This window comes from Chloroflexota bacterium, from assembly GCA_018648225.1.
In the GTDB taxonomy this organism is placed as follows: Bacteria; Chloroflexota; Anaerolineae; order Anaerolineales; family UBA11858; genus NIOZ-UU35.
In genome coordinates this window covers 22,824-25,253 of sequence record JABGRQ010000057.1, presented here as the reverse complement: position 1 = coordinate 25,253, position 2,430 = coordinate 22,824, and the positions used below count along the sequence as shown (strand labels likewise).

The window sequence follows — 2,430 nt, the reverse complement described above, 5'->3', positions numbered from 1 at the left end:
GTTAGCAGATGAATGTAGGCGATGTCATTATCCAACATGCGATATTCCACGCTGGGGATAGTGATCTGAGCGCGGGTGATTTCTACGTCAAACGGCTCTTCGACGCCGTCACGGCGAATGGTAAGCACAACTTTCGAGTCAGCCGGGCCGAGGATGCGGCGGATCACCAGATTGCCATCAATGCCGGTCATATCGTCGCCATCCACCGCAATCACAGCATCGCCAGGCAGCAGTCCGGCGGCTTCGGCGGGTGAACCCGACATCGGGCTAACAATTGTCAGAAATTCGCCATTGGGGTCTACCCATGCGCCAATGCCTTCATAGGTGCCATCCAGCGGAATATTGGCTTGCATAAATTGATCGGGATTCATGTAGGAGGTATGCTGGTCGCCCAGCGCTTCCAGCATGCCGCTGATCGCGCCTTGCATCAACGCCTGGTCGTCGGGCTGGTGGGCATAGGCCCAGGCCTCCCAAAAGGGTGTGAACGTTTCTTGTAATTCAACGGGGGTGCCGGACTGGTCGCCGCTGGGGCCGCTGATGGCTTCGTAAGTGGTGTTGGTGGCGTCTTCAAACGTTGCCATCATGCCCTGGATAGCGCCATTCATCAGGGCTTCGTCATCCACCGGCTGATCGACAAATTGTTCATGGACAATATTCCAGGCCTCCCAGAAAGGCGCGAAAAGCTCATCCAGTTGATCGGCCGGAATCTGTATGGGAGCTTCGGCTACGTTGGGGTGTCCGGTAGGGAGTCCGCTATTATCATTTGATTGAGCTACGCTGGTCGACGCGGCCTCGCTGCCAAATTGGGGCAAGAGCGGCGCAACCGCCTGGCAGGCCAGTGTGGCGGAGGCCAGCAAGATTAGAACCAGTGTGATACCAATAAGTTGTTTTTTGTTAAGTTTCATAGATATTCTCCTTCAGAGTGAGATGCACTTTATAAAGTGCGTCCCACTTTTTATCTTCATAGCGTATCACAGATATATTAGCGCAAGATAAATTCGCGCAGATAGACCGCCCAGCTTTGCGGATCGCTGACTTGCTCTGTATAGTGCAAAATGGCCTCCCCGTCCAGGGGATAGAGCGGGTGACAAGATGTGGGCGCCGCGCCGCGTGGCGTGTGGACGACTGCATCCACCAGTGGCGCGACAAGATCGGCTTGTGTCAATTCGGGCTGGATTTCTTCGGCGGTGACGATCACCGTTTTAGCAGTCAGGGCCAGTTCTTCGTCGATACCTTTATTCTTGCCAATTTGGGCGTTGCCGTGTGGGTCTGCGGCCAGCGCATGGATTACGGCTATATCGGGTTGGAGGGCAGGGAAGGCGATATATTCTTCCCCGGTATAAGGCGAAGTGACGGTGTGGACATCCGGACGCAGTTTGGGCAGGTCGGTGCCCAACCAGCCGCGCCCCGGCATAAAGCTGATTCCTGCCATCTGGGCGCGCAGCCCAAAGGCCAGGCTGGCTTCGGTTTCCTCGATGATTTCCAGTTCCCCGCGGCTGGCGTGGTACGAAAACATTGGCGCCAGCCCAAAGATTTCCAGCCCGAAATAGCAGGTGCGGGTTTGCTTTATCATCCCCGCACCGACAAGCAGATCGCTCTCGATCCCCGCGGTGAATGCCAAAAGTGTCAGGTCGCGCGGCCGGTTTTCTCGCCGCAGCAACGCCTTCACGAAAGCCATCGGGCGGCGATAGAGCGTCATTCCGCCCAGGGCGAGAACATCCCCATCGTTGACGAGTTCAGCAGCTTGTTCGAGCGAAATTTGTTTATCCATAGATGAGTCGTTTCGTGTGCGCAAAGCCTTGTTTTCTATGCGGCATCGCACCTTTGCGCCCTTGCGTTACAGTTTTAGCGCCACAGTTCAGGAACGCCATCCCGTAATTGGTGGATATTTTCAATGTGGCAGTCAAAATTGTGAGACGCACCATTTGCGCCCACCAGCACCGTGAAAAAACCCATCTCGTGGGCCGTTGTCAAATTCGAAGTTGAATCTTCGAACAGCGCGCATGTGCGTGGATCAGGCGCGCCCGCCAGTTGCAGCGCGGTTTGATACGCTTCGGTCATCGGTTTGCAGTAGGGTTCCAGCATATATACATCTACAATACCCTCGAAGCAATCCGCGATGTTCATTTTTGCCAGCACCCTTTGAGCGTGGTCGATATCTGAATTAGTGAAGACCCACCGCGAGCCTGGAATGCTCAACAGCATTTGACGCAGTTCTGGCTCGGGGCGTAGATACTCATCCAGCGGCAGGTCATGCACAAAGCCAAGATATTCGCGCGGCTCCACGGCATAGTTTGCCATCAGACCGCGCAGCGTGGTGCCGTAATTTTTGTAATAACTCTGTCGCAGCGCGGGTATTTCTGCCGCAGAAAACCCCATACGCTCGTGCATATACAAATCAATTCGGCGGCGAATCTCAGCCCACATGCC

General features: G+C 55.1%; 3 protein-coding genes. All 3 read right to left on the bottom strand.

What is annotated here, in order from left to right; all coding sequences use genetic code 11:
- Positions 1–905: PDZ domain-containing protein (locus tag HN413_03860; protein MBT3389524.1), on the bottom strand; the 905-nt coding region annotated here is incomplete at its 3' end.
- Positions 906–982: 77 nt separating this feature from the next.
- Complete coding sequence (locus HN413_03855) at positions 983–1,771, bottom strand: CoA transferase subunit A (GenBank protein MBT3389523.1); 789 nt, start codon at positions 1,769–1,771, stop codon at positions 983–985.
- 74 nt (positions 1,772–1,845) lie between these two features.
- Positions 1,846–2,430: pyrimidine 5'-nucleotidase (locus HN413_03850; GenBank protein MBT3389522.1), on the bottom strand; the 585-nt coding region annotated here is incomplete at its 5' end.

Excerpts from the sequence above, each read along its gene's own strand:
- HN413_03855 (MBT3389523.1), bottom strand. The coding sequence starts at position 1,771 with ATGGATAAACAAATTTCGCTCGAACAAGCTGCTGAACTCGTCAACGAT.